A 19,934-nucleotide genomic window follows, 5' to 3' on the forward strand; every position below is an offset into this window, starting at 1 on the left:
GCGCGCCCCCAGCCGGCTCGCCGCCTCGCTGACCCGCTACCGGGTGATGGCCTGGGTCACCGGTGGCTTCCTCCTGCTGCTGACCGTGGAGATCATCGTCAAGTACCTGCTGCTCGACGGCGAGCCGTTCCTCGGCACGTGGATCGCGATCACCCACGGCTGGATCTACGTCATCTACCTCGTCACCGTCGTCGACATGTGGTCCAAGCTGCGCTGGGGCCCGGGCCGGCTGGTCCAGCTGGTCCTGGCCGGCGTCGTCCCGGCACTGTCCTTCGTCGTCGAGCGGAAGGTGACCGGCGAGGCGCGGGACCGGATCGCCGCGCTCGAGGGTCGTGCGGGCGGCGGCACTACGCTGGCGCGGTGACCGTCCCGGGCTCCAGCGCTGACGACGCCCCCACCCGGCCGTCCCGGCCCGACGACCCGGCGTCCGAGCTGGTCGCCGACGGCGCGCCGTCCACCGGCATCGGCGCCGACCGCTCCGCCGCGGCGCCCGGTACCGGCCACCGGCCGGTGCTCGTCGTCGACTACGGCGCCCAGTACGCCCAGCTCATCGCCCGCCGGGTCCGCGAGGCCAACGTCTACTCCGAGATCGTCCCGCACTCGATGCCGGTCGAGCGGATGCTGGACAAGCAGCCGCTCGCGGTGATCCTCTCCGGCGGCCCGTCGTCGGTGTACGCCGAGGGCGCCCCGCGGGTGGACGAGGCGCTGTTCGAGGCGGGCGTGCCGGTCCTGGGCATCTGCTACGGCTTCCAGGCGATGGCCGCGGCGCTCGGCGGCGAGGTCGCCCGCACCGGCCTGCGTGAGTACGGCGGCACCCAGGTGCGGGCACAGCCCTCGGACAGCGTGCTCCTGGCCGGGCAGCCGGAGACGCAGAGCGTGTGGATGAGCCACGGGGACGCCGTCCGGCGGGCGCCCGAGGGGTTCACCGTCGTCGCGGAGTCCTCCGGGGCGCCGGTGGCGGCGTTCGAGGACGTCGAGCGGCGGCTGTTCGGCGTCCAGTGGCACCCGGAGGTCCGGCACTCCACCTTCGGCCAGCAGGTGATCGAGAACTTCCTCCGGAACGGTGCGGGGATCGAGCCGGACTGGACCACCGGCAACGTCATCACCGAGCAGGTCGAGCGGGTCCGCGCGCAGGTGGGCGGCGCCGCGGTCATCTGCGGGCTGTCCGGCGGGGTCGACTCGGCGGTGGCGGCCGCGCTCGTGCACCGGGCGGTCGGGGACCAGCTCACCGCTGTCTTCGTCGACCACGGCCTGCTGCGCGCCGGTGAGGCCGAGCAGGTCGAGCGCGACTACGTCGAGGCGACCGGCATCCGGCTCAAGGTCGTCGACGCGGCCGACACGTTCCTCGACGCGCTCGCCGGGGTCACCGACCCCGAGGAGAAGCGCAAGGTCATCGGCCGGGAGTTCATCCGGGCGTTCGAGGGCGCCGCACGGGAGATCCTCGCCGAGGCGGGCGAGCAGGGCGAGGAGGTCCGGTTCCTCGTCCAGGGCACCCTCTACCCGGACGTCGTGGAGTCCGGTGGCGGGGAGGGCGCAGCGACCATCAAGAGCCACCACAACGTCGGGGGACTGCCCGAGGACCTGGCCTTCGAGCTTGTCGAGCCGCTGCGGACTCTGTTCAAGGACGAGGTGCGCGCGGTCGGTGCGGAGCTCGGGCTGCCCGAGGCGATGGTGTGGCGCCAGCCGTTCCCCGGGCCGGGGCTCGGCATCCGGATCGTCGGGGAGGTCACCCGGGACCGGCTCGAGACGCTGCGCGCCGCCGACGCGATCGTCCGCGAGGAGCTCACCGCCGCCGGCCTGGACCGGGCCATCTGGCAGTGCCCGGTCGTCCTGCTCGCCGACGTCCGCTCGGTCGGCGTCCAGGGTGACGGACGGACCTACGGGCACCCGGTCGTGCTGCGGCCGGTCACCTCGGACGACGCGATGACGGCCGACTGGGCCCGACTGCCGCACGACCTGCTCGCGCGGATCTCCACCCGGATCACCAACGAGGTCGACGGGGTCAACCGGGTCGTCCTCGACGTGACGAGCAAGCCGCCGGGCACGATCGAGTGGGAGTGACGCCGCCCCGCCGTCCGCCGCCCTCCCACGTCGTGCGGGCTTGACGTGGCCAGGGGACGGGGTTCGGCCACGTCAAGCCCGCAGGACGTGGGCTCGTGCTGGGGGGCTGGGAGGTCTAGCGTGGCTGGTGCCCGACGGGGCCGTGCGCGCCCCGCCCAGGCACAGGAGCGACGATGTCCGACAAGTCCCACACCCAGAACCGGACGGCGAAGAAACCGGGTCGCTCGATCAAGGAGAAGCGCGCCGCCAAGCGTGCCAAGCACGATGGCGCTCAGCAGCACGACGCGGTGACGGACCTGCGCAAGCACTGACCAAGGCTCAGGCACTGACCAAGGCTCAGGCACTGACCAAGGGCGCCTACTGCGGCGCCGGGACGGTGACCGGCTCCTCACGCGTCCCCGCCCGGACCACCTCGACGAGGTGCTCCCCGGGCCCGACGTAGGCACCGTCCCAGACGACGCAGCGCTCCACCGTCCCCTCGACGACGGCCCCCCGGCCGACGACGCTTGCTCCCCCGGAGACGGTGAGGTTGGCGCGCAGGTAGTCCGTCGGCGTGCCGCAGTCGATCGCCGTCCCGGTGAACGTCACGAGCTCCAGCCGCCCGGCCTCGTGCTCGCGGCGCCACAGCACCTCGTAGAGCCCGGACGGCTCCGCGGCCAGGCCGCCGACGAGGCGGCCCGGCAGCAGGCAGGCGCCGACGTAGCGGTGCCCGTCGAAGTCGCCGGTTCCCTCGGCCGGGACGACGAGCAGCCGGCAGCGCTCGCCGTCCCACCCCTCCAGGAGCTCGTCCAGCGGTCCGACGAGCAGCGCGTCGGCGTTGGTGACCAGGACGTCGCGCCCGCCGACCCAGTCCCGCAACCGGCCCAGGGCGCCCGCCGTGCCCAGCGCCTCCGGCTGCTCGACGCTGACGTGCGCCCGGTCCCCGACGTGCCGGACGACCTGGTCGGCCAGGGCGTGCGCGTTGACGGCGAGGTGTGCCGGGCCGGCGCCGGTGTAAGGCGCCAGCCGGGCCAGCGCGCGGTCGAGCAGTGGGACGCCGCCCACCGGGCACAGCGCCTTGGGGCGCAGCGTCGTCAGCGGCCGCAGCCGGGTGCCGTGGCCGGCGGCCAGGACGACGCCCGCCGGCCGGGTCACTGCGGGCTGGCCTGGGGAGGGGTTGGCCGGGGCGGCGCAGCCGGGGGCGGGCTGTCCGGTGCGACCACTCGACCGTCGTAGGCGCCGGGCGCGGCCACCCGCTCCAGCAGGGCGAGGATCTCCCGGGTCGGGCCGTCGGCGTCCTCGAGCACCTCCCTGGGCCGCAGCCAGCGAGCGGCCCTGGCCTCCCCGCCGGGCTCGACGTGGGGGCGCTCGTCGACCCGGACCCGGTAGATGACGTCGACCCGGCGCACCGTCGCGTTGACCTGGGTGGTGAGCGGCAGCCCGACCTCGATCCGCAGGCCGGTCTCCTCGCGCACCTCCCGGACGACGCCGTCCGCCGGGGCCTCGCCCCGGTCGAGCAGGCCGCCGGGCAGGCTCCACCCCTCCCGGTGCGGCTGGCGCAGGAACAGCAGCGTGTCACCGTGCTGCACCGCGCAGACCGCGCCGACGGTGAAGCCGGGGGTCACCGCCCCCACCAGTCGCCGGCGCACCGGGGCGGGCAGCCACCGGAACGTCAGCAGCGCGGCGGTGTGCCCGCGGCGTCGCAGCGTGCTCAGCGTGCCCGACATGCGGTCACCCTAGGTGCCTGCTCGGGACCCCGCCGCCCGGGATTCCGCATCGCCGCTGGCTCTGCGTCGGCACCTTCCGTCCCGGAGGCCGGCGTCCGGGGCGACCACGCCACGGGTGTTCCTCACCCCTGCGCTCGACCTCATGGTCGAGGAGGGCCTCGCCCAGGCCCGCTGAGCACCCCGCGGCAGCGGCCCACCTAGGGTCACGCCGGCAGCCTGGCTAGGCTGCCGGCGTGACCCTCCTCTACGACCTGCTCCTCGTCCTGCACTTCATCGGGCTGGCCGCGATCATCGGCGGCTACCTCACGGTCCTGCGCTCGCCGCGGATCGTCGTCGGGATGGTGCATGGGTCCCTGCTCCAGGTGGTCACCGGCCTGCTCCTCGTCGGGGTCGCCGAGGCCGCCCTGGACGCGGACGTCGACCAGGCCAAGATCGGGGTCAAGCTCGTCGTCGCGCTGGTCGTCGCGGCGCTCGCGTTCGCCTACCGCAAGAGGGACGCCTCGCCCGCGGTGGTCCACACCGTCGGCGGGCTGGCGATCCTCAACGTGCTCATCGCCGTTCTCTGGGGCTAGCCGGTCGCCACCACCACCTGAAGTGATCCCGCCGCACAGGAAGAACGTCGGCCGTGGACCACGCTCGCCTCTTCTCCATCCGCTGACTTCGGCGACACGGTCGACTTCGACCACATCAAGCGGCACCACTACGGGCACGCATGAGCAGACCCACCCGAGAGGGATCGTGCCACTGGCGCCGGAGCTGTCGGGGTGTACGGAGCCGTCCCGGCGGGGCTGATCGCCTGCCGAGGGCGACGAGCGCCAGTACGACAGATGAGGGTGGACCTGTCCCGGATGTCAAACGTTCGGTTGCCCACGGGTCATCTGTTACCTACCAGCATGTCCCACAGCCGGGTTAAGGTCCCACTACCCAACGGACTCATCCAGTCAAGGAGTCACATGTCCATCGCAACCAGCCGGCGCATCGCCGCCTCGGTGATCGCCTCCGGCGCCATGGTGGCGACCGTCGCCGCAGGTGCGGCCACGGCGGCACCCGGCGAGGGCCGCAAGGCGGCGGACAAGGGTGGGTTCACCCTCACGGTCCTGCACGCCAACGACACGGAGTCCGCTCTGCTGCCGATAACCCGCACCTACGGGAGCGGTGAGGACGCCGTGATCGCCGAGGTCGCCGGTGCGGCCATGTTCACCGAGCTGGTGCAGCAGCAGCGCGACGCTGCCGTCACCGGACCGCCTGCCGCGCCGGGAACCAAGCGCGGTGTCATCACCATCCACGGCGGTGACCTGTACCTGCCGAGTGCCCAGCTCGACGCGAGCCGCCAGGAGGGTGCCCCGTTCTACGACGCCCTCGCGTTCAACGCGGCTGGCTGGGACGTCAGCGCCATCGGCAACCACGACTTCGACCTGGGTCCGGAGTTCTTCGCCGACTTCCTCGCGCAGGTCGACCAGAGCACCACGTTCGTCGCCGCGAACCTGGACTTCAGTGGCGAGCCGCGGCTCCAGGGCCTTCGTGGACGACGGCACCATCGTCGACGCCACCGTGGTCCAGGAGCGCGGTGAGCGCATCGGCGTCATCGGCCTGACCACGCCGGAGCTGTCGTCCCTGACCAGCAGCCGAAACGTCGCGGTGGACCCGGACCTCGCGGGTATCGCCAACGCGCAGGCCGAGCTGCTCGAGAAGGCGGGCGTGAACAAGATCATCCTTGTCTCCCACCTGCAGGACATCGACAACGAGATCGCCCTGGCTGCGGAGCTCGAGAACATTGATGTCGTGGTCGGCGCCGGTGGCGGTGAGGTCATGGCCAGCGCGGGCGACGAGATTCTCCCGGGCGACACGCGCAACCCCGGCTACTCCTACCCACAGGTGGTCACGGCCGCCGATGGTGCGGACATCCCGGTGGTCACCACCTCCGGCCTGTACCGGTACGTCGGCAAGCTGGTCGTGCAGTTCGACCGCGACGGCAACGTGGTGTCGGTCGACGACGAGGCGAGCCGGCCGATCCCAGTGACCTCGCTCGGGCCGGACGCGGTCAAGCCGGACGCTCGGGTGCTGCGCATCGTCGAGCAGCCGGTCGCGGAGTTCGTCGAGTCGCTGCAGGAGACGGTCGTCGCGACGACCGAGGTGCCGCTGGACGGAACGCGCGTCAGCATCCGCTCCAAGGAGACCAACCTCGGTAACCTGGTCACTGACGCCCTCCTGTCCGAGGGAAAGCGGCTCGCGGCCGAGAACGGCGTGACGCCGCCGCAGGTGGCGATCCAGAACGGCGGTGGCATCCGCAACGACTCGGTCATCCCGGCGGGCGACCTCACGCTGTTTGACACCTACAGCGTTGTGCCGTTCCCGAACTTCGTCTCCGTAGCGCCGGCGCTCCCGGTGGAGGCGTTCGTGGCGGCGGTCGAGCACGGCTCCGTCTCGGCGACCGGCTCGTTCGCCCAAGTGGCCGGCTTCTCGTACACTTACGACCCTGCCGCCCCGGTCGGCAGTAGGGTTCAGTCGCTGACCCTCAACGACGGCACGTCGGTGGTTACCGAGGGCGAGATCGTGTACTCCGGGACGATCTCCCTGGCGTCGATCGACTTCCTGCTGCGCGGCCAGGACGGCTACACGATGTTCGCCGGCCAGCCGTTCACTGTCCTGCCCTCCACGCAGCAGGCCGCCCTGACGGGCTACCTGGTCGAGACGCTGGGCGGCGTCGTCTCTGCCCAGCAGTACCCGGCGGTCACGACCCCGACCCGGATCGTGCCGCTGTCCTGAGCACGACCCGACCCTGAGTCACGCCCCGAGCCCGAATGGGCTCGGGGCGTGACTCTCCCCTACGACCTGCTCCTCGTCCTGCGTCGTCGCGGCGCTCGCGTTCGCCTACCGCAAGAAGGACGCCTCGCCCGCGGTCGTCCACACCGTCGGCGGACTGGCCGTCCTCAACGTGTTCATCGCCGTCCTCTGGGGCTAGCCGGTCGCCACCACCTTGAAGTGCTCGGCGTAGCGCCCCGGCCCGCCGGCGCCTTGCGCCATCCCCTCCCGCACCTGGGCCGCCAGCTCGTCCCAGCGGTGCGCCGTCTGCGACCGGTGGGCGCGCAGCGCGTCGAGCTTGCGGTCGACGACGTCGGTGATGTCGACCCTGTGGTCGGTGTCGGGGTGTGCCGCCAGCCACAGCTCCTGCACCACCCACGGCTCGAGGCCCTCGTCCTGGAGCAGCTCCGGGTAGGCGAACGGGTTGCGCGCCGCCGGGTACACCGCCCGCACCGCCGCCTCCCCGCACGCCAGGTGGTCGGGGTGGCCTGCCGCGAAGAGGTCCCACCGTCGCTCCGGGCTGGGCGCCAGCACCCGCACCGGCCGCACCTGCCGGATCACCCGGGTGAGGTCCCGGACGAGGTCGTGCCCGACCTCGAGGTAGCCGTCCCGGTACCCCTCGAGGAACCGGACGTCGTGGACGCCGACCGCTGCCGCGGCGGCCCGCTGCTCGGCCGCCCGGATGCCCGGGACCTCCTCGCGCGGGGTGTCGTCGAAGCCGCCGGCGTCACCGTACGTGCACAGCAGGTACGTCACCTGCGTGCCGGCGGCGGTCCACGTCGCGACCGTGCCGGCGGAGCCGAAGTCGATGTCGTCGGGGTGGGCGGCGACGACGAGGGCGCGCGGGACGGCGGTCAGCGGCATGCCACCACGCTAACCGCCACCCTCGCCGTCCGCCCGGGAACCGGCTGTCCGTCGTCCGCCGTAGGCTGGACCACACGATGAGCACCCTCTTCGACGACCTGCAGCTGCCGCCCCCGGGCGGCGGACCGGGGCCCCAGCCGGCCGCGGCACCCGCCCTCCGCACCGAGGACCTGCTCGCCGGCCTGAACCCCCAGCAGCGTGAGGCCGTGCTGCACGAGGGCGGCCCGCTGCTCATCGTCGCCGGCGCCGGGTCCGGCAAGACCCGCGTGCTCACCCACCGGATCGCCTACCTGCTCGCCGGGCGCGGCGTCCGCCCCGGGCAGGTGCTGGCGATCACCTTCACGAACAAGGCGGCCGCCGAGATGCGCGAGCGGGTCGCCGCCCTCGTCGGCCCGCGCGCCGAGTCGATGTGGGTGTCCACCTTCCACTCCGCCTGCGTGCGGATCCTGCGGCGCGAGGCCGGCCGGGTCGGGATGCGCTCGAGCTTCTCCATCTACGACGCCGCGGACTCCCAGCGGCTGATGGGGATGGTGTGCCGCGACCTCGATCTCGACCCCAAGCGCTACCCGCCGCGCTCGCTGAGCGCCCAGGTGTCCAACCTCAAGAACGAGCTCGTCGACGAGGAGACCTACGCCGCCCAGGCCGCCGACGGCAGCGGCGCCGACCGAGTGCTGGCCGAGGCCTACGCCCGCTACCAGCAGCGGCTCCGGCAGGCGAACGCGCTCGACTTCGACGACCTGATCATGACGACGGTCAACATCCTGCAGGCGTTCCCGGACGTCGCCGAGCACTACCGGCGCCGGTTCCGGCACGTCCTCGTCGACGAGTACCAGGACACCAACCACGCCCAGTACGTGCTCGTCCGTGAGCTCGTCGGCGGGTCCGTGTCCGAGGCCGCGGCCCGGGGGGAGGTCCGCGCCGTCGACGGCAGCACCGTGCGGGAGGGCAGCGAGGTGGCCGTGCCCCCCGCCGAGCTCACCGTCGTCGGCGACGCCGACCAGTCCATCTACGCCTTTCGCGGGGCGACGATCCGCAACATCGTCGAGTTCGAGAAGGACTACCCCGACGCGCGCACGATCCTCCTGGAGCAGAACTACCGGTCCACCCAGACGATCCTCGACGCCGCGAACTCCGTCATCGCGCGCAACCCCGACCGGCGCGCGAAGAACCTGTGGACGTCGGCCGGCACCGGCGCCCAGATCGTCGGCTACGTCGGTGACACCGAGCACGACGAGGCCGCGTTCGTCGCCGAGGAGATCGACCGGCTGCACGACACCGAGGGGGTCCGGTACGGCGACGTCGCGGTGTTCTACCGCACGAACGCCCAGTCGCGGGCGCTGGAGGACGTCCTCGTCCGGGTCGGGCTGCCGTACAAGGTGGTCGGCGGCACCCGGTTCTACGAGCGCCGCGAGGTCAAGGACGCCCTGGCCTACCTGCGCGTGCTGGCCAACCCGGTCGACACGGTCAACCTGCGCCGGATCCTCAACGTGCCCAAGCGGGGTATCGGGGAGCGGGCCGAGGCGTCCGTCGCCGCGCTGGCCGAGCGGGAGCGGATCCCGTTCGCCGAGGCGCTGCTGCGTGCCGAGGAGGCGCCGGGTATCGCCGCCCGGTCGCTGACCTGCATCCGGTCGTTCACCGCCCTGGTCGAGGAGCTGCGCACGGTCGTGGAGTCCGGGGCCGGCCCGGCGACGGTGCTGCAGGCGGTGCTCGAGCAGACCGGGTACCTCGACGAGCTGCGCGCCAGCCACGACCCGCAGGACCAGTCCCGGGTGGAGAACCTCGCCGAGCTCGTGGCGGTCGCCGGCGAGTTCGAGCAGTCCGAGCCCGAGGGCGGTCTCGACGAGTTCCTCGAGCGGGTCTCCCTGGTCGCCGACGCCGACGAGATCCCCTCGGGGCAGGACGACACCGGCGTCGTCACGCTGATGACCCTGCACACCGCCAAGGGCCTGGAGTTCCCGGTCGTGTTCCTCACCGGGATGGAGGACGGCACGTTCCCGCACGTCCGTTCACTCGGGGACGCCGCCCAGCTGGCCGAGGAGCGCCGGCTCGCCTACGTCGGCCTCACCCGCGCCCAGCGCCGGCTGTACGTCACCCGCGCGGGCGTGCGCAGCGCGTGGGGACAACCTCGGTACTTCCCGGCCTCGCGCTTCCTCGACGAGCTGCCCGGCGAGCTCGTCTCGTGGAAGCGAGAGGAGACCACCGCCACCCGGCCGGGGTCCCAGCCGGCGGTGGCCCGGCTCGCCGGACGCCCCGGCGTCCGCACCCCCGGGGACCGGCCGGTGCTCGCGCTGCAGCCGGGGGACAAGGTCACCCACGACACGTTCGGCCTCGGCACGGTCGTGGCGATCGAGGGGGAGGGCGACAAGACCGTCGCCCACGTCGACTTCCGCTCCGAGGGCACCAAGCGCCTGCTGCTGCGCTACGCGCCGGTCGAGAAGCTCTGAACCCGGCGGATGCGCCGCGCCCCTCGCCGCGCGGCCGTGGCACCGGCAAGGGAGCCGGTCAGTGAGCCGGCACGTGCTCGCGGACCCACTCCACGATCTCGGACGTCGGCGCGCCCGGGGTGAAGATCCTCGCCACGCCCTGCCGCTCGAGCTCGGGGATGTCCGCCTCGGGGATGATCCCGCCGCCGAACACGACGATGTCCTCGGCGTCGCGCTCCCGCAGCAGCTCGACGACCCTGGGGAACAGGGTCATGTGGGCGCCGGACAGCACCGACAGGCCGACGCCGTCGGCGTCCTCCTGGATGGCTGCCTCGACGATCTGCTCCGGTGTCTGGTGCAGGCCGGTGTAGACGACCTCCATGCCCGCGTCGCGCAGCGCTCGCGCGACGACCTTGGCGCCGCGGTCGTGCCCGTCCAGGCCGGGCTTGGCGACGACGATGCGTACCGGGGAGGTCGTGGCCATCGTGGTGCTGCCTTCCGTCGACTCGTAGCCGCCTCGTCGCGGCGTTCGCAGACTAACCGACGGGCCGGCGGCGCAGCCGGGCTCGGCCCGGGAGCGGGCCTCACGTCCCCTCGGTGGTGGCCGGGAGCCGGGTCAGCTCCTCCCGGTTGCACTGCGGGTAGGCGGTGGTGCGCACCGAGCCGTCCGCGCCGACGACGACGAGACCGTGCTCCAGGCCCGTCAACGCGACCGGGTCGCTCGCCCAGTCGGTGACGGAGCCGCTGAGCCGGCCGGTGACCCACCCGTCGCCCAGGTCGAGCACCCGGACCTGGGAGCCGTCGGCGAGGTGCACCATTCCGTCCCAGCCGATCGTCATCGCGTCGGGGGTGGCCGCCGGCACCGGCAGCGGCTGGCCGCCGCCGGTCGCCGTCGCCATCCGGGTCAGCGGGCCGTCGGTGGCCAGCAGCAGCACCTGCCCGTCCCGGGACGCCAGCGCCCGGTGCACGGGCGGGACGTCGCGGGTGTCGGCCGGGTGCACCTCCCCGATCCGCCGGTACGCCCAGCGCGCCGCGTACAGCTCACCGCTCTCGGTGACGAGGTAGACCTGCCGGGTGGTCGCCGTCACCGAGACGACCTGGACGCCGCCGGGCAGCGGCTGCCGGGACCGGACCGCCCCGGTCCGCACGTCGACGGCGGCGACGGCGTCGGTGCCGACGACGAACACGTCGCGGCGGATCGGCTCCTCGCCCAGCAGCAGCGGCTCGCCGACCCCGAGGTCGGCCGGACCGGGGCCGGCGGTCCACGGCTCCAGCGCGCCGGAGAACGGGTCCCCGCGCCACAGCTGCCCGTCGCCGGCCAGCACGAGCGCCTCGCCGGAGCGCAGCGCCACCACGGACCGGGCACCGACCGGGCCGTCGACCGGTTCCGGGGTGCCGGTGGCGGTGCAGACCAGCTCACCGGGCAGCTCGACGGCACCCGGCTCGGTCCGGATGATCTCGCTGACGCCCTCGTAGTCGCGGCTCGCCCACAGCGCGACCGCGATGGCCACGGCGGTCACCACCGTGCCGATGACGAGGGTGAGCAGCACCCCCCGCCAGCCCTCGAACGCCCCTGTGCGCACAGGGGAAGGGTCGCACGGCGGCCAGGTGCCGGGCCCGGACGCCCGGCAGGCGCCCTGGAGGCTGCCGATAGGCTCGGCGACCGATCGGCTTCCGCTTCGACGACGAAGGACGGCGCACGTGGACCTGTTCGAGTACCAGGCGCGCGACCTGTTCGCCAAGCACGGGGTGCCCGTGCTGGACGCAGTGGTCGCAAGGACCCCCGAGGAGGCCCGGGCGGCCGCAGAGCAGCTGGGCGGGGAACAGCTGGGCGGGGGCACCGTGGTGGTGAAGGCGCAGGTGAAGACCGGCGGCCGCGGCAAGGCCGGCGGCGTCAAGCTCGCCCACTCCCCGGAGGAGGCGGCCGAGAAGGCCGAGCAGATCCTCGGCATGGACATCAAGGGCCACACCGTGCACCAGGTGATGGTGGCCCAGGGCGCCCGGATCGCCGAGGAGTACTACATCTCCCTGCTGCTCGACCGGGCCGAGCGCGCCTACCTGGCGATGGCCTCGGTCGAGGGCGGCGTCGAGATCGAGCAGCTCGCTGTGGAGCGGCCCGAGGCCCTGGCCCGGGTGCACGTCGACCCGCTCACGGGTATCGACGAGGCGAAGGCCCGCGAGATCGCCGAGCGCGCCGGGTTCGCCGACGACGTCCGCGACGAGGTCGTCCGGGTCGCCCAGCTGCTGTGGACCGTCTACCGCGAGGAGGACGCCACCCTCGTCGAGGTCAACCCGCTGGTGCGCACGGAGGACGGCCGGATCATCGCCCTCGACGGCAAGGTGACCCTCGACGACAACGCCGCCTTCCGCCACCCCGAGCACGCCGAGCTCGTCGACCGGTCCGCCACCGACCCCCTCGAGCAGGCGGCCAAGGAGAAGGACCTCAACTACGTCAAGCTGGACGGCGAGGTCGGCGTCATCGGCAACGGCGCCGGGCTCGTGATGAGCACCCTCGACGTCGTCGCCTACGCCGGTGAGGAGTACGGCGGAGTGAAGCCGGCGAACTTCCTCGACATCGGCGGCGGCGCGTCCGCCGAGGTGATGGCGAACGGCCTGGAGATCATCCTGTCCGACCCGCAGGTCAAGAGCGTGTTCGTCAACGTGTTCGGCGGGATCACCGCCTGCGACGCGGTCGCCAACGGCATCGTCGGCGCGATCGAGTCCCTCAAGGCCAAGGGCGAGGAGATCTCCAAGCCCCTCGTCGTCCGGCTGGACGGGAACAACGCCGACGAGGGCCGCCGGATCCTCGACGAGTTTGTCGACACAGGGCACGAGTCCCTTGAGCTGGTGGACACGATGGACGCCGCCGCGCGCCGCGCGGCCGAGCTCGCCTTCGCGGCGAAGTAAGGGGACCCGAGATGGCGATCTTCCTCGACAGCAGCAGCACCATCATCGTCCAGGGCATGACCGGCTCGGAGGGGATGAAGCACACCCAGCGGATGCTGCGCTCCGGCGCGAACGTCGTCGGCGGGGTCAACGCCCGCAAGGCCGGCCAGCGCGCGTCCTTCGCCGACGGCGTCGAGCTGCCGGTGTTCGGCACGGTCGCCGAGGCGATGGAGGCCACCGGGGCGAACGTCTCGGTGGTGTTCGTCCCGCCGGCGTTCACCAAGGACGCGGTGGTCGAGGCCGTCGACGCCGCGATGCCGCTGTGCGTCATCATCACCGAGGGCATCCCGGTCAGGGACACCGCCGAGTTCTACGCCTACGCCCGGGAGGCCGGCACGACCCGGCTCATCGGTCCCAACTGCCCCGGGCTGATCAGCCCCGGGCAGTCCAACGCCGGCATCATCCCCGCCGACATCACCCCGCCCGGCCGCATCGGCCTGGTCAGCAAGTCCGGCACGCTGACCTACCAGATGATGTACGAGCTCAAGGACTTCGGCTTCAGCACCTGCGTCGGCATCGGCGGCGACCCGGTCATCGGCACCACCCACATCGACTGTCTGGAGGCGTTCGAGTCCGACCCCGACACCGACGCCATCGTCATGATCGGCGAGATCGGCGGGGACGCCGAGGAGCGCGCCGCCGCCTACATCGCCGAGCACGTGACGAAGCCGGTCGTCGGCTACGTCGCCGGTTTCACCGCCCCGGAGGGCAAGACGATGGGGCACGCCGGCGCCATCGTCTCCGGCTCCTCCGGAACCGCCGCCGCGAAGAAGGAGGCCCTGGAGGCCGCCGGGGTCAGGGTCGGCAAGACCCCCTCCGAGACGGCCGACCTCATGCGCGAGGTGATGCGCGGCCTGCAGGGCTGAACCGGGGCCACTCGGTCGCCGCATCCGGCGAAGGGGGCGTGTCGGTCGCCGGACGGGCCCGGCCCGTCCCGGACGATGGGGGCGTCATGAGCCTGTTGTCGCGTTCCTCCGTCGCCGCCGGCGCGGTGGCGGCCGCCCCGCCACCGGCGACCGGCGGCGCCGGAGGCGGCCGTGCCCCGCTGCGCTCCCCGCTCGCCCTCGGTGCGCTGGCCGCCGTCCAGGCCGTCGTCGGGTCGCTGCTCACCGTCGTCGCCCCCGTCGTCGCCGTGTGGATCGCGGCCACCGACACCGGCGCGACGTGGGTCGAGGCGGTGCGGGTGGCCGCCGACGCGTGGCTGCTGGCCCACCACACCGGGATCGCGGTCCCCGGCGGGCAGCTGGCCGTCGTCCCGCTCGGTCTCACCCTCGTCGTGGGCGGGTGGTCGTGGGCCGCCGGCCGGCGGCTCGCGATCGCTCTCGGCCTGTCCGCCGCCACGTCCGGGACGCCGCCGGCGGAACCGGTGACCGGGGGTCCCGCCCGGGCCGCCCGCCGCGCGGTCGTCACCTACGCCGCCGCCTACGGCCTGCTCGCCGCCGTCGTCAGCCTGCTCGCCGCCAGCCCCGTCGCCCGCCCGCTGTCCGGGCAGGCCCTTGCCGGCGGGGCGGTGCTGGCCGGGCTCGTCAGCGGGGCGGCGGTCCTGCACACCTGGCGGACGGCGGGCCGGTCGCGGCCGTGGTCGGTGGTCGCCGACCGGCTGCGGGTGCCGGCGGCGCTGCGGCGGGTGCTGCCCGCCGCGCTGCTCGCGACGGCGGGCTGGGTCGGCGCCGGGGCGCTGCTGCTGGCCGCCGCGCTGGCCGTGCACGGCGGTGACGTCACCGCCGCCCACCGGGCCCTGGACCCCGGGGTGCTCGGCGGCGCCGGGCTGGTGGCCGCCCAGCTGCTGCTCCTGCCGACCCTGGTGGTCTGGGCCGCCGCGTGGCTCGCCGGGCCCGGGTTCGTGGTGGGGGAGGGCACGGTGGTGTCCCCGGCCGTCGTCGAGCTCGGGCCGGTGCCCGCGCTGCCGGTCCTCGGCGCGCTGCCCGACCCGCTCGGGACGGCCGGCTGGGCGGTGCTCGTGGGGCCGGTGCTGCTCGGCGTGCTCGCCGGGCGCCGGCTGCTGCGGGACCGCGGCGGGGCGCCGGGCGGCTGGGCGGCGGCAGGCCGGGACGTCGCGCTCACCGGGCTGGTCACCGGCGGGCTGGCGGCCGTGCTGGCCTGGGTGGCGTCCGGACCGGCCGGGCCCGGTCGGCTCGCCGAGGTCGGCCCGCAGGGCTGGGCGGTGGGCGCCGCGGTGGGCGTCGAGGTGGCCGTGGGCTGCGCCGTCGCGCTGGGGGTGGCTGCGCTGCGCGCCCGGTGACGCCGCCGCCCTACGGGGCGTTGGCGTCGGCCGGGTCCCGTCGCCGCAGACCTGGCAGGTCGTCGAAGTCCCGGTCGGCGGAGACGATCTCATCGAAGCCGTGCCGTAGAGCGGTTGCCGCGTGGACGGCGTCCCTGCCGCGCACGTGGCTGGTCGCCATCAGCCGCAAGGCGCCGTCGAGGACCTCCTCGTCGAAGGCGTGCAGTGTCAGCATCCGGCACAGGGCCAGGGCCTCGTCGACCGCGGTGTGCTCGGACCGGCGGCGACGGTGGTGGACGTACTCCTGGACGGCCTCGACGCTGGCGTGCCCGTCGACGTCGCCCTCGTGGATCCCGGCGATGATCTGACGGCACGTGGACCGTTGCTCATGGTCTCCGCCGACCGCGAGCAGAAGCACGGAGGTGTCGAGAAAGAAGCGCCTCACGACGACGCCTTGTGCTCGACGTAGGAGGTCAGGTCTTCCTCCAGCTCCTGCTTCATCTCCTGCCACGACTGGCCCGGGCCCGGATGTGCCCGCGCCGTCAGCTCGAGGAAGTGCCCCGCCGCCTCGGCTCGGCGGATAGTCGCCGCCCGGTCCTCGAAGTGCTCGTCGATGGACTGCCGGATCACCGAGGCGACGCTCCTCCCGGTCCGCTTCGCCTCTGCGGAGACCAGTTCGTAGCGCTCGGTGTCCAGCAAGAGCTGGAGGCGCTTCTCCAACACAGACATGCACATACACTAGCATGTGCATGTCGAGGGCTCAAGGTACACCCGCGCCAGGGCCCCTCTCATCACCCCTGCGGCTCCGGCAAGCCGCTGCGCTCGAGCAGCCACTCCTCGTACTGGGCCTGGCACTCGTCCTCGGCGCTGACGGTCAGCGCCCGGGCCCGGCACTCCTGCAGCTCGAGGGCGGCCGGCCACACCGCCAGCATCGCCAGGTGCAGGACGAGCACGAGCCCGCCCATCGCGAGGCCGACGACGACGGACACGACGAGCGCGGTGCGCACCCGGGCACGCAGCGCCCGCCGCAGTGCCCCGGCCCCCACCACGAGCCCGGCCCCGGTCAGCAGGATGCCCGAGGCCTGCCACGGCACCGGCAGCTGCAGGGCCAGCACGCCGCCGAGCATGAGCAGGGAGAACCGCAGGACGCGGCGGGCGAGGTCCCGTAGCTGCTCAGGATCCGCAGGCGGGGGCTGTGGCCCCGGCTGGTCCGGCCCGTCGGGCTGGTCCGGCCGGCTGGACGGCGGGCCCGCCGGACGGTCCGGCAGCGGGCGGCCCGGTTCGGGCGGCGCGTAGGGGTTGCCCACCGTGCACCTCCTCGTCCGGGTCGGGGGCGGGCACCGCTCGGGTGGCGCCCTCCCGCACACTATGGTCTCTGACCGTGACCGCCGACGCGACGCCGGCCTCCGCCGGCCGCCACCGGTTCACCCCGTCCGTCCCCGCCCGGCTCGTCGTCCTGCTCTCCGGGACGGGAACCCTCGCCCAGGCGCTGCTCGACGCCGCCGCCGACCCCGCCTACGGCGCGGACGTCGTCGCGGTCGGCTCCGACCGCCCCGACGCGCCCGGGCTGCAGCGGGCCCGGGCCGCGGGAGTCCCGACGTTCGTCGAGACGCTCGCCGCCCACCCCGACCGGGCCGCCTGGGACGCCGCGCTCACCGAGCGGGTCGCCGCCCACCGCCCCGACCTCGTCGTCCTCGCCGGGTTCATGCGCCTGGTCGGCCCGGCCTTCCTCGACCGGTTCGCCGGCCGCTGCCTCAACAGCCACCCGGCCCTGTCCCCGGCGTTCCCCGGGGCGCACGCCGTCCGGGACGCCCTCGCCTACGGCGTCCGGGTCACCGGCACCACCCTCTTCCTCGTCGACGCCGGGGTGGACACCGGCGCGATCGTCGCCCAGCACCCGGTCACGGTGGCCCCGGACGACGACGAGGCGACCCTGCACGCCCGGATCAAGACCCACGAGCGCCGGATGCTCGTCGACGTCGTCGGGCGGATGGCCCGCGACGGCTGGACCGTCTCCGGCAGGAAGGTGACCATCGGATGAGTGCCACCCCAGAGGCCGACGGGCGCACCCCCGTGCGCCGCGCCCTGGTCAGCGTCTACGACAAGACCGGCCTGGAGGACCTCGTCACCGGCCTGCACGCCGCGGGCGTGACGATCGTGTCGACCGGGTCGACCGCCGCGCGGATCGCCGCCGCCGACGTCCCGGTGACCCCGGTGGAGGAGGTCACCGGCTTCCCCGAGTGCCTCGACGGCCGGGTCAAGACCCTGCACCCGCGGATCCACGCCGGGATCCTCGCCGACCGGCGCAACCCCGGTCACGTCCAGGAGCTGGCCGACCTCGGCGTCGAGGCCTTCGACCTCGTCGTGGTCAACCTCTACCCGTTCCGGGAGACGGTGCACTCCGGCGCCGGCATCGAGGACGTCGTCGAGCAGATCGACATCGGCGGGCCGGCGATGGTCCGGGCCGCCGCCAAGAACCACGCCAACGTCGCCGTCGTCGTCGACCCCGGCGGGTACGACGACGTGCTCCGGCAGGTCCGCGACGGCGGGTTCGACCTGGCTGCCCGGCGCCGGCTCGCCGCCCGGGCCTTCGCGCACACCGCGGCCTACGACACCGCCGTCGCCCGCTGGTGCGCCGCCGAGCTCGCCGTCGACGAGGACTGGTGGCCCCCCTACGCGGGGATGGCGCTGGAGCGTGCCGACGTCCTGCGGTACGGGGAGAACCCGCACCAGAAGGGCGCCCTGTACGTCGACGTCGACGCCCCGGCCGGCGTCGCCCAGTCCACCCAGCTGCACGGCAAGGCGATGTCGTACAACAACTACGTCGACGCCGACGCCGCCGTGCGAGCCGCGTTCGACCACGAGCGGCCCGCCGTCGCGGTCATCAAGCACGCCAACCCGTGCGGTATCGCGGTCGCCGACGACGACGCGGCCGACCCGGTCGCCCAGGCCCACGCCCGCGCCCACGCCTGCGACCCGGTGTCGGCGTTCGGCGGCGTCGTCGCCGCCAACCGCCCGGTGACCGCCGGGATGGCCGCCCAGCTCGCCGACGTGTTCACCGAGGTCGTCGTCGCCCCGTCGTTCACCGACGACGCGCTGCGCCTGCTGACCGCCCGCAAGAACGTCCGGCTGCTCGAGCTGCCCGAGGGGTACCGGCGCGACGAGGTGGAGTGGCGTCAGGTGTCCGGCGGGATGCTGGTCCAGGTCCGCGACGCCGTGGACGCCGCCGGCGACGACCCGGCCACGTGGCGGCTCGTCGCCGGTGACCCCGCGGACGACGCCACCCTCGCCGACCTCGCCTTCGCCTGGCGCGCCGTCCGCGCGGTGAAGTCGAACGCGATCCTGCTGGCCGCCGGCGGTGCGAGCGTCGGGATCGGGATGGGTCAGGTCAACCGGGTGGACTCCTGCCGGCTGGCCGTCGAGCGGGCCGGCGCCGAGCGGGCCCGCGGCGCCGTCGCCGCCTCCGACGCGTTCTTTCCCTTCCCCGACGGGTTGCAGGTGCTCATCGACGCGGGGGTGCGGGCCGTCGTCCAGCCCGGCGGGTCGGTGCGCGACGAGGAGGTCGTCGCCGCGGCCCGCGAGGCCGGGGTCACGATGTACCTCACCGGCACCCGGCACTTCGCGCACTGACTGTGCCGACGCCGGCCAGGGACGAGTGAGTCAGCCGCGCAGCGCGGCCCGCACCGGGACGTCCGGGTCGCCCAGCGCCGCGGTGTCCACGGGCACCCCGGTGCCGTCCGCGCCGCCGAGCGCCCGGCGGGCCTGCGCGACGTCCCGGGGACGGTCCACGGTGAGCAGCGCCACCAGCCGGTCCTGCCCGGCGGTGTCGGCCAGCACCCACGCCGCGGCGAAGCCCTCACCGGCCGCCGGCTCACCGCGCACGAGCACCCTGGCCCCGGCGTGCGGGCGGCCGGCCAGCGCCACCTCCCGCCCGAACTGGGTGGAGAACACGTACGGCACCGGGTCGTGGACGACGTCCTCACCGGCCAGCGTCGCCGCCGCGGCGTCACCGGCGAGCATCGCCTCCTCCCAGTGCCCGCCGGCGACCCAGCGGTCGTAGCGCGGCGACCAGCGCACCGCGCAGTCACCGGCGGCGAGCACGTGCGGCGCCAGCGGACCGACCGCGCGCAGGTCGGCGCCCACCTCGACGCCGTGAGCGCCCGAGCCCAGCCAGCCGGCGTCCGGCAGCACGCCGAGCGCGGCCACCACCGCGTCCGCCACCAGCTCCTCCCCGTCGTCCAGGACCACCCGCTCCCCGGTGGCGGACACCACCCGGCGCCCGGTGAGCAGCTGTACGCCGGCGGCGGCGTACCAGGGGCGGGTGAGGTCCCCCACGGTGCCGATCTCGCGGCCCAGCGGGGTGGGCAGCGCCTCGACCACGGTGACCTGGCAGCCGACGGCGGCCGCGGAGGAGGCGACCTCCGCGCCGATCCAGCCGGCGCCGGCGACGACCAGCCGGGCACCGGGCACGAGCGCTGCGCGCAGCCGCGCCGCGTCGTCGAGCGTCCGCAGCACGAGCACCCCGTCCCAGCCGGCGGGCACGACCGGGCGGGCGCCGGTGGTCACCAGGACGGCGTCGGCCGGCTCGTCCCACCCCTCGCCGCGGATGACGACCCCGGAGGCGTCGACGTCCAGGCCGGTGACGCGGTGGTCGAGCAGCAGTTCGTCGCACAGGACGTCGAGGTCCTCCCCGAGGTCGTCCTCCAGCCGCGTGGTGTGCCCGCCGGTGAGCACCGCCTTGGACAGCGGGGGCCGGTCGTACGGGCGGTGCGGCTCGGCGCCGACCATCACCAGGTGGCCGTCGAACCCGCGGCGGCGCAGGCCGGCGACGGCGTAGGTCCCGGCGAGCCCGGCACCCACGACGAGCACGCTGTCGGGGCGGCGTCCAGGGCTGGGCACGGCCGCAACGCT

19 protein-coding genes and 1 pseudogene are annotated in these 19,934 nt (G+C 74.2%); 11 read left to right on the forward strand and 9 right to left on the reverse strand.

Features of this window, described 5'->3' with window-relative positions; genetic code table 11:
- Positions 1-46 precede the first annotated feature (46 nt).
- The 3 genes from HJG43_02795 (at position 47) to HJG43_02805 (ending at position 2,372) form a co-directional block, all read left to right on the forward strand.
- On the forward strand, positions 47-364 hold the full coding sequence (locus HJG43_02795) for a DUF3817 domain-containing protein (GenBank protein ID UER55646.1): 318 nt from the start codon (positions 47-49) through the stop codon (positions 362-364).
- Between the two features lie 98 nt (positions 365-462).
- Positions 463-2,061, forward strand: a complete 1,599-nt coding sequence (gene guaA / locus HJG43_02800; protein ID UER55647.1) for a glutamine-hydrolyzing GMP synthase — start codon at positions 463-465, stop codon at positions 2,059-2,061.
- Between the two features lie 173 nt (positions 2,062-2,234).
- Positions 2,235-2,372 carry a hypothetical protein gene (locus tag HJG43_02805; GenBank protein ID UER53660.1) on the forward strand — a complete coding sequence of 46 codons (138 nt, stop codon included), beginning with the start codon at positions 2,235-2,237 and terminating at the stop codon, positions 2,370-2,372.
- Between the two features lie 46 nt (positions 2,373-2,418).
- Here the strand turns inward: HJG43_02805 and HJG43_02810 are convergent, their stop codons facing one another.
- Both HJG43_02810 and HJG43_02815 read right to left on the reverse strand, forming a co-directional pair.
- The gene (locus tag HJG43_02810) at positions 2,419-3,195 is read right to left on the reverse strand and encodes an NTP transferase domain-containing protein (protein ID UER53661.1); all 777 of its coding nucleotides are present in this window, start codon (positions 3,193-3,195) and stop codon (positions 2,419-2,421) included.
- Positions 3,192-3,767 carry an NUDIX domain-containing protein gene (locus tag HJG43_02815; GenBank protein UER53662.1) on the reverse strand — a complete coding sequence of 192 codons (576 nt, stop codon included), beginning with the start codon at positions 3,765-3,767 and terminating at the stop codon, positions 3,192-3,194. Before HJG43_02815 ends, HJG43_02810 begins: the two co-directional genes overlap by 4 nt.
- A gap of 233 nt (positions 3,768-4,000) precedes the next feature.
- Here HJG43_02815 and HJG43_02820 point away from each other — a divergent pair, with 233 nt between their 5' ends.
- Both HJG43_02820 and HJG43_02825 read left to right on the forward strand, forming a co-directional pair.
- Positions 4,001-4,339 carry a hypothetical protein gene (locus tag HJG43_02820; GenBank protein UER53663.1) on the forward strand — a complete coding sequence of 113 codons (339 nt, stop codon included), beginning with the start codon at positions 4,001-4,003 and terminating at the stop codon, positions 4,337-4,339.
- A gap of 381 nt (positions 4,340-4,720) precedes the next feature.
- Positions 4,721-6,533: pseudogene (locus HJG43_02825) on the forward strand (bifunctional metallophosphatase/5'-nucleotidase).
- A gap of 192 nt (positions 6,534-6,725) precedes the next feature.
- Here the strand turns inward: HJG43_02825 and HJG43_02830 are convergent.
- Positions 6,726-7,433, reverse strand: coding sequence for a PIG-L family deacetylase (locus HJG43_02830; protein ID UER53664.1), 708 nt, complete (start codon positions 7,431-7,433; stop codon positions 6,726-6,728).
- Positions 7,434-7,510: 77 nt separating this feature from the next.
- Between HJG43_02830 and pcrA the strand changes: the two genes are divergently transcribed.
- Positions 7,511-9,877 carry a DNA helicase PcrA gene (gene pcrA, locus HJG43_02835; protein UER53665.1) on the forward strand — a complete coding sequence of 789 codons (2,367 nt, stop codon included), beginning with the start codon at positions 7,511-7,513 and terminating at the stop codon, positions 9,875-9,877.
- A gap of 58 nt (positions 9,878-9,935) precedes the next feature.
- On the opposite strand, the gene HJG43_02840 is transcribed toward pcrA, so the two are convergent.
- On the reverse strand, positions 9,936-10,340 hold the full coding sequence (locus tag HJG43_02840; GenBank protein UER53666.1) for a cobalamin B12-binding domain-containing protein: 405 nt from the start codon (positions 10,338-10,340) through the stop codon (positions 9,936-9,938).
- Positions 10,341-10,440: 100 nt separating this feature from the next.
- Positions 10,441-11,439: a hypothetical protein gene (locus HJG43_02845; GenBank protein ID UER53667.1), complete on the reverse strand. Its 999-nt coding sequence runs from the start codon at positions 11,437-11,439 to the stop codon at positions 10,441-10,443.
- A gap of 118 nt (positions 11,440-11,557) precedes the next feature.
- Here HJG43_02845 and sucC point away from each other — a divergent pair, with 118 nt between their 5' ends.
- The 3 genes from sucC (at position 11,558) to HJG43_02860 (ending at position 15,044) form a co-directional block, all read left to right on the forward strand.
- Positions 11,558-12,763: an ADP-forming succinate--CoA ligase subunit beta gene (gene sucC, locus HJG43_02850; GenBank protein UER53668.1), complete on the forward strand. Its 1,206-nt coding sequence runs from the start codon at positions 11,558-11,560 to the stop codon at positions 12,761-12,763.
- A gap of 11 nt (positions 12,764-12,774) precedes the next feature.
- Positions 12,775-13,668 (forward strand): succinate--CoA ligase subunit alpha, encoded by an 894-nt coding sequence (gene sucD / locus HJG43_02855; protein ID UER53669.1) that lies wholly within the window; start codon positions 12,775-12,777, stop codon positions 13,666-13,668.
- Positions 13,669-13,754: 86 nt separating this feature from the next.
- Positions 13,755-15,044, forward strand: coding sequence for a hypothetical protein (locus tag HJG43_02860; GenBank protein UER53670.1), 1,290 nt, complete (start codon positions 13,755-13,757; stop codon positions 15,042-15,044).
- 10 nt (positions 15,045-15,054) lie between these two features.
- Here the strand turns inward: HJG43_02860 and HJG43_02865 are convergent, their stop codons facing one another.
- From HJG43_02865 to HJG43_02875, 3 genes are all read right to left on the reverse strand, one after another.
- Positions 15,055-15,468, reverse strand: a complete 414-nt coding sequence (locus HJG43_02865) for a type II toxin-antitoxin system VapC family toxin (protein UER53671.1) — start codon at positions 15,466-15,468, stop codon at positions 15,055-15,057.
- A complete protein-coding gene (locus tag HJG43_02870) occupies positions 15,465-15,752 on the reverse strand; it encodes an antitoxin (GenBank protein UER53672.1) in 288 nt (95 codons plus the stop codon). The genes HJG43_02865 and HJG43_02870 overlap by 4 nt, the downstream gene beginning before the upstream one ends.
- A gap of 62 nt (positions 15,753-15,814) precedes the next feature.
- Entirely contained in the window at positions 15,815-16,330 is a 516-nt protein-coding gene (locus HJG43_02875; protein ID UER53673.1) for a hypothetical protein, read from the reverse strand.
- A 74-nt stretch (positions 16,331-16,404) separates the two neighbouring features.
- On the opposite strand from HJG43_02875, the gene HJG43_02880 reads away from it, so the two are divergent.
- Both HJG43_02880 and purH read left to right on the forward strand, forming a co-directional pair.
- Positions 16,405-17,064, forward strand: a complete 660-nt coding sequence (locus tag HJG43_02880; protein ID UER53674.1) for a phosphoribosylglycinamide formyltransferase — start codon at positions 16,405-16,407, stop codon at positions 17,062-17,064.
- Entirely contained in the window at positions 17,061-18,653 is a 1,593-nt protein-coding gene (purH, locus tag HJG43_02885; protein UER53675.1) for a bifunctional phosphoribosylaminoimidazolecarboxamide formyltransferase/IMP cyclohydrolase, read from the forward strand. The genes HJG43_02880 and purH overlap by 4 nt, the downstream gene beginning before the upstream one ends.
- A 30-nt stretch (positions 18,654-18,683) precedes the next feature.
- Here the strand turns inward: purH and HJG43_02890 are convergent, their stop codons facing one another.
- Positions 18,684-19,892: an FAD-dependent oxidoreductase gene (locus tag HJG43_02890; protein UER55648.1), complete on the reverse strand. Its 1,209-nt coding sequence runs from the start codon at positions 19,890-19,892 to the stop codon at positions 18,684-18,686.
- Positions 19,893-19,934: the final 42 nt, after the last annotated feature.

It is taken from the genome of Kineosporiaceae bacterium SCSIO 59966, assembly GCA_020881835.1.
GTDB lineage: Bacteria > Actinomycetota > Actinomycetes > Actinomycetales > SCSIO-59966 > SCSIO-59966.

What these genes read in the sequence shown, in the direction of transcription:
- pcrA (UER53665.1), top strand. Translation starts at nt 7,511, where the DNA reads ATGAGCACCCTCTTCGACGACCTGCAGCTGCCGCCCCCGGGCGGCGGA.
- purH (UER53675.1), top strand. Translation starts at nt 17,061, where the DNA reads ATGAGTGCCACCCCAGAGGCCGACGGGCGCACCCCCGTGCGCCGCGCC.
- HJG43_02805 (UER53660.1), top strand. Translation starts at nt 2,235, where the DNA reads ATGTCCGACAAGTCCCACACCCAGAACCGGACGGCGAAGAAACCGGGT.
- HJG43_02860 (UER53670.1), top strand. Translation starts at nt 13,755, where the DNA reads ATGAGCCTGTTGTCGCGTTCCTCCGTCGCCGCCGGCGCGGTGGCGGCC.
- HJG43_02795 (UER55646.1), top strand. Translation starts at nt 47, where the DNA reads ATGGCCTGGGTCACCGGTGGCTTCCTCCTGCTGCTGACCGTGGAGATC.
- HJG43_02830 (UER53664.1), bottom strand. Translation starts at nt 7,433, where the DNA reads ATGCCGCTGACCGCCGTCCCGCGCGCCCTCGTCGTCGCCGCCCACCCC.
- HJG43_02870 (UER53672.1), bottom strand. Translation starts at nt 15,752, where the DNA reads ATGTCTGTGTTGGAGAAGCGCCTCCAGCTCTTGCTGGACACCGAGCGC.
- HJG43_02840 (UER53666.1), bottom strand. Translation starts at nt 10,340, where the DNA reads ATGGCCACGACCTCCCCGGTACGCATCGTCGTCGCCAAGCCCGGCCTG.
- sucD (UER53669.1), top strand. Translation starts at nt 12,775, where the DNA reads ATGGCGATCTTCCTCGACAGCAGCAGCACCATCATCGTCCAGGGCATG.
- HJG43_02815 (UER53662.1), bottom strand. Translation starts at nt 3,767, where the DNA reads ATGTCGGGCACGCTGAGCACGCTGCGACGCCGCGGGCACACCGCCGCG.